This is a genomic window from Actinocrinis sp., from assembly GCF_035605935.1.
Classification (GTDB): Bacteria; Actinomycetota; Actinomycetes; order Streptomycetales; family Catenulisporaceae; genus Actinocrinis.
The window spans coordinates 1-5,332 of record NZ_DATNGK010000097.1; the positions used below are offsets into that span (position 1 = coordinate 1).

The window sequence follows — 5,332 nt, forward strand, 5'->3', positions numbered from 1 at the left end:
AGGTGGAAGTGCTCCGCTTGATAGCGGCGGGCCGCTCTAACGTGCAGATCGCTGCCGAACTGTTCGTGTCTGAAGCGACGGTGAAGACGCATATCAACCACCTGTTCGCGAAAACCGGCGCGCGGGACCGCGCGCAAGCCGTGCGCTACGCATACCGGCACGGTCTCGTGCGTTAGAGCGAGTGGCAGTATGAGTCGGCCGCGGTACCGTCCAGCTGAAGCTTGACCTCATCGTTCACCAGCTGGCTCATGTCCCCGCTGGTCTTGGCCGCCAGCACGTCAACGGATAACGCCTCGACATCGCTGGCCACCAGCTCGATCCGCGTCCGCACCTGCGGGCTTCCCGCACTGGCTGCCGCATTCGCGAGCGTGGTGTGTATCGAATCGAGTTCGGTCGCGAGCACGGTCAGATTGCCGCCAGGTGCCGCTTGGATCGCGCGCAGCCGCCCGGCAGCGGATACGGCGTCGCGGCAACCGGAATCGAGCAGCGGAGCCGTGGACGCTACGTAGGCTTCGATGCCGCCGAACGCGATTGCGAGCACGACGCCGATCAGCGCGGCTATTCGTCCGGCGCCATGCCGCGAGCGGGACCGCGCGTAGCCGATTACCGAGAGCACCAGCCCGAGCGGCGGCAGAATGGAGAGCGTCGCGCCCGCCAGCGCCACCGGGTTCGCCTGTTTCGGCGCCGGAGCCGGATCCGGGTGATCTTCGCTCATCGCCGGCCCGCTCGAAGCCGCCTCGAACAGCGACATTGCATCGTTCGAGTCATTCGCCATAGTGATGCGCCCTTGCGTGATCGTGTCGCGCTTTTACGTTAGCTGGATTAACTAACTACAACGAGCAGCGATCGTACGGGTGGCGCAGACCCGAAATCACGGCAGGGCCGCAATTGCGTCCGGATCGCGACCACGGCGTCGGTATTCGGACAGGAACATGAATGATTCTCATGAAACTGGCCGCTGACGTGCGAAGAGGGCCGCCGCCGGATCGATCCGGTGGCGGCCCTCGGCCGGAGATTGCGGTGCTGCGCGACGCTTACAGTGAGCAGACGCTGTCGACGGCGTCACCATCGGACTTGAGCCGGTTGGCGGCGTCCTGGGTCGCGGTCAGCTGGCTCGTGTCGCCGCTCTCCGCTGCCTTGAGACCAGTGAGAACCGTGGACACATCGCTATCCATGGCCTGCAACTTGTCCTTGACCGACTGGTGCTGCGCCTTGGCCAGCGCGTCGTCCAGGTCGGTCTTCATGGTCTGGATATCGGCGGTGAAGGAGGTCACGTCGGCCTGCATCGCGGTCTGGTCCGAGGCGTCGGAGGACATCTTGGTGACGTCGTTCTCCAGCTTGCTGATGAGGCTGTTGAACGAGGTCCGCATCGAGTTGCAGCCCGGGTCGAACACGGTGCTGTTGGCCGCGGCCGCGATCAGCACGCCCCAGCCGACTGCGGCCAGGATCGAGAGGATCAGGCCGGCGATCGCCAGGCCGCGGCCCTTGCCACCGATCTTGCCCGACTTGACCAAGCCGAGGATGGAGAAGATCAGGCCCAGGACGACGGTGAAGAACAAGATCAAGCCGGCGATGGCGAAGCCGTTCTTCGGGTTCTGCGGCGGCACGTATCCGCCATAGCCGCCCGGACCGACCGGCGCGCCGTAGCCAGGCTGGCCGCCGAACTGCGGCTGCTCTCCGTACTGCGGCTGCGCTCCATACTGCGGCTGCGCGGGCGCGCCGAACTGCGGCGGCTGCTGGCCCGCGTGCTGCGGCGCACCGTACTGCGGGTCGACGGGCGGCGGCGCGAACGAGCCGGATTCTCCCCCGCCCTGCGGACCTGCCCACTCGCCGCCGGACTGCTGCGGCGGCTGCCCCCATGGCTCGGACACGATTTCCCCCTCAAAGGATTTAGACGTATGAGCCGCTGATCCTAGCGAGCCCTGGCGAACGGCACGAAGTGCGAGTTCCCGCCGCTGCCGAATCGTGACCGCACCTTAGGCCGAAACGAGACCGACCGCAGCTGGCTACGGCAAGTCGGGCAAGCGCGCAGCGGACACCCAGTAGGCCATAAAAGCGGTCAAGTCCTGCGCGGTGTAGACATCGGGAACCACTTGCAGGAAATCCTCGGTCTGCGCGGCGCCGCTTTGGTTTCGGCTGCACCAGACTCTCAGCACCTGAAAGAAGGTGTAGTCGCCCATCGTGAGCCGCAGCGCGTGCAGGAAGCAGGCGCCGCGCAGCGCGACCCGCTCATCCAGGATCCGCTCTGCGCCCGGATCGGCGAGGATCAGGTCCTGACCGAGACTTCGCAGCCGAGTCATCGCCGCCCGCGCCGACGTGTCCGCACTCAGTCCGCCGGACTTCTCCAGCCAGACCCACTCTGCGTAGCGGGCAAAGGCAGTGCTCAGCCAGATGCTCGCCCAACTACTGACAGAGACGCTGGCCCCGAACCACTGGGCGGCTAGGGCTCGGGCGACCAGGCTTTCGTGCGTGCGCCTTCCGTCGATCAAGGAGACGTCAAGCAATCCAAGGGTCTGCGCTCCGTACGTCCCACCGAGCGAACCGGCCTGGCTCAGTGCGTTTACGCCGTCAAGGGCCGCCGTACCGTACACATCGAACGGGTATGGGCCGAACAACGACGCGAACGTCTTGAGCATCTGCCCCTGCCGACCGAAGTCACTGCGCGCCTGATCAGCGAGCCGCGCTGGGAACGCGTCGCGGATCTGCACACCGGACGGGCCGGATGAGGTCTCGATCGCCAGGTCTCCGATGACGATCGTGGCGAGGTATGCCGCCATCGGACCGTCGTGGCGGTACGTCCACCTGGTGCCGAAGTTCTGCGGCTGCTTGTCGACCAGCCGGCCATTCGCGAGCACCGAGACGCCAGCGGGCGCCGTCACCGAGATCTCGTACGCCGCTTTGAGAGAGGGATGATCGGCGCAGGGAAACCAGGTGGGCGCACCGATGGGAAGCGAGACCGCGGACACATCGGTCGCACCGGCCTGCCATCCGACGGATCCGACTCCCGCGACGCTCACCGGCGCTGGTTGCCCGGAGTACGCGATCTCCAGCAGCGCCATCCGCCCGCTGGGTAGCGCGGCTCCCGGTTGGATGTGCAGCTTGTCTCCTTGTCGAGAGAATCGAGCCGCCGCCCCGTTTGCTCGGACGGATACGACAGTCATACCGGCGGCCAGGTCGAGGCTGAGCCCAGACAACGCGGTGTACGGCAGGAGCCTGATCGTCGCGGTCCCCGCGATGCGGCCCACCGCCTGGGCGTAGGAAAGGTCCAGCGCGTAGTGGTTGACCAGGAAGCCGCCAGCGCCCTCGCCGGGGAAGTATGGATCGAACGATGTGGTCGCGGCTTGCGCAGGCGTCGCGGGCACTCCGCCGGTGCCCGTTCCCGCCGCACACCCTGCGACGCCGCCCACAACCGCCGCCGTGCCGATCGCGCGCAGGGCGCTACGACGGCTCATTGCAGCAGAACCGGCGAGCCCAGCGGGCAGGGTCGTATGCGCCGACATGGCGGACCTCCCGTCAGACCGTGCCGAGCTTCCTTCAGAAAAAGGGCGCGGCACCTCGCGCGATGAAGACAGTAGTAATAGCGGCTATTCATAGGCGTTGAGCGCCGCCGACCGATCTCCCGGCCAGTCACCAACCGTACCGGTCCGCCACTTGACTTCCCGACCCGAACCGGTGGCCGTGGGTCGTCCATGTCGGTACCCTTCGATAGGGTGTCATCCGCCAGACGGCGCGCCAGGCGTCGCCGATCCGGCGGGGGCGACAGCTGAAAAGTAGTGACACGAGGGGAACCGAGGGGATTCGGCGGTCATGGGAAATAGCTTCAGGGTCGAGTTGGAGGAACTCGAAGCGGTCAGAGCCAAGCTCCAGGCGCTGCTTCAGGACCACTTTCAGGCGCCGACCAGCCCGCTCGCGCCGAACACGTTCCATAACAACACCGCGTCGGACATCCAGCAGACTGCGGCGCCTGGCGGCATCAAGCGCGCCGAGGCGATGTCGGACGCCGGCTCGTCCAACTTCGGCGAGACGAACAACGGTCTCGACGCCGCGTGGAAGCTCAACACGGCCAACGGCCAGGTGCAGCAAGCGATCTACGGCCTGATCAACGAGGTCAACCAGAAGATCAGCGATCTGCACGACCGGATCCAGAAGACGCACCAGCTCTACTCGACCACCGAGAGCAACCTGCAGCTGGACATGACCCAGGTCCAGAAGGACACCTGATCCCGGTCGCCGGGCAGGTGGTCGATGAGGATCGGATCGCAGACCGCAACGAAACGCGACGGAATCGGAAGACGCGGGGTAGGGCAGTCCAATGCCGAATCAGTTCAATCAGGGCACGGTCCAGCAGTACGGCGGTGTCGCGTGGGCCAAGCAGCAGGCCGAGGCGCTAAGCCCGGAGGCGATCGGCGACCAGATCAGTGGCTACTCGGCCGTCACCAAGTCGCTGAACAACATCGTGGACACGCTCAACAAAGCGAACGCGTCGATTCAGTCGGCCTGGTCAGGCGACGCGGCCACGGCGGCGACCCAGACGTTCAGTGAGACGTCGAACCACGCGCAAAACGTGATCACGACTGTCAACAACACGGTCACTCAGCTGAAGAACGCGCAGGCGGCGGCGCAGGCGGCGCGGCAGGCGATGCAGCAGGTGCCGGACGAGAAGCCCGTGCCCTCGGGCGGCCTCTTCAGCGGGATCACGAACACGGTTTCGGACATCTTCACCGGCACGGATCCGGTTCAGCAGGCTCAGCAACACAACATGGCCGCACGCAATCAGGCGGCTGATGTGCTGAACAAGCTCTCGTCGAGCTATGAGAGCGCCGCGAGCAACATGAGCACGATTGCCGGCACCGGTCCACAAGATGAGTCGTTCAATCCCAGTTTGCCATCTTCAGGGACCTTTAGCCTAGGTTCTGGATCATACGGCGGCGGCTCAGGCTCGGCGGCGAGCTACGGCTTTGCGGGCAGCTCGGCTGGCGGCGGGAAGACGACGCGCGAGCCGAGCGCCGGAGGTGTGAGCAATGGCGTCTTCAATGAAGGCACGACCGTTCAGCACACCGGAACCGTCACGCCTCCGAACACTTCGACGCCGCCCGGGCTCGAAGACATCGGCACCACGACGACGACCACGACGCCCGGACCTATCTTTGGCAATCCCGGCGGCGGCCTGCCATTTCCTGTCGAGGAGACAACGAAGCCAGGCGGCGGAAACAGCGCCTTCGGTGACGGACCCGGCGAGGAAGGCAAAACCGGCGCCGCCTCGAAGGTCAGCTCGAACGTCTTCGGTGAGGACGGCTTCGGCGACGAGAGCGGCGGCGCTGCTCGCCGTACT

General features: G+C 65.8%; 6 protein-coding genes. 3 read left to right on the top strand and 3 right to left on the bottom strand.

The annotated features are described in order from the left end of the window. Positions 1-176 (top strand): response regulator transcription factor (locus tag VN779_RS08665; RefSeq protein WP_349260713.1); only part of this gene is annotated, 176 nt, incomplete at its 5' end. On the opposite strand, the gene VN779_RS08670 is transcribed toward VN779_RS08665, so the two are convergent. From VN779_RS08670 to VN779_RS08680, 3 genes are all read right to left on the bottom strand, one after another. Next, positions 173-775 carry a hypothetical protein gene (locus tag VN779_RS08670; RefSeq protein ID WP_325721923.1) on the bottom strand — a complete coding sequence of 201 codons (603 nt, stop codon included), beginning with the start codon at positions 773-775 and terminating at the stop codon, positions 173-175. The genes VN779_RS08665 and VN779_RS08670 overlap by 4 nt on opposite strands. A gap of 259 nt (positions 776-1,034) precedes the next feature. Further along, positions 1,035-1,871 (bottom strand): hypothetical protein, encoded by an 837-nt coding sequence (locus VN779_RS08675; RefSeq protein WP_325721924.1) that lies wholly within the window; start codon positions 1,869-1,871, stop codon positions 1,035-1,037. A 135-nt stretch (positions 1,872-2,006) separates the two neighbouring features. Continuing rightward, positions 2,007-3,452: a M1 family metallopeptidase gene (locus tag VN779_RS08680; RefSeq protein ID WP_325721925.1), complete on the bottom strand. Its 1,446-nt coding sequence runs from the start codon at positions 3,450-3,452 to the stop codon at positions 2,007-2,009. A gap of 355 nt (positions 3,453-3,807) precedes the next feature. Here VN779_RS08680 and VN779_RS08685 point away from each other — a divergent pair, with 355 nt between their 5' ends. Further along, positions 3,808-4,221, top strand: a complete 414-nt coding sequence (locus VN779_RS08685; RefSeq protein WP_325721926.1) for a hypothetical protein — start codon at positions 3,808-3,810, stop codon at positions 4,219-4,221. 91 nt (positions 4,222-4,312) lie between these two features. Then, the coding region (locus tag VN779_RS08690) for a WXG100 family type VII secretion target (RefSeq protein WP_325721927.1) at positions 4,313-5,332 on the top strand (1,020 nt) is incomplete at its 3' end.

Bases quoted from the DNA above. Each gene is read 5' to 3' on its own strand.
- VN779_RS08670 (WP_325721923.1), bottom strand. From the start codon at position 775: ATGGCGAATGACTCGAACGATGCAATGTCGCTGTTCGAGGCGGCTTCG.
- VN779_RS08680 (WP_325721925.1), bottom strand. From the start codon at position 3,452: ATGAGCCGTCGTAGCGCCCTGCGCGCGATCGGCACGGCGGCGGTTGTG.
- VN779_RS08685 (WP_325721926.1), top strand. From the start codon at position 3,808: ATGGGAAATAGCTTCAGGGTCGAGTTGGAGGAACTCGAAGCGGTCAGA.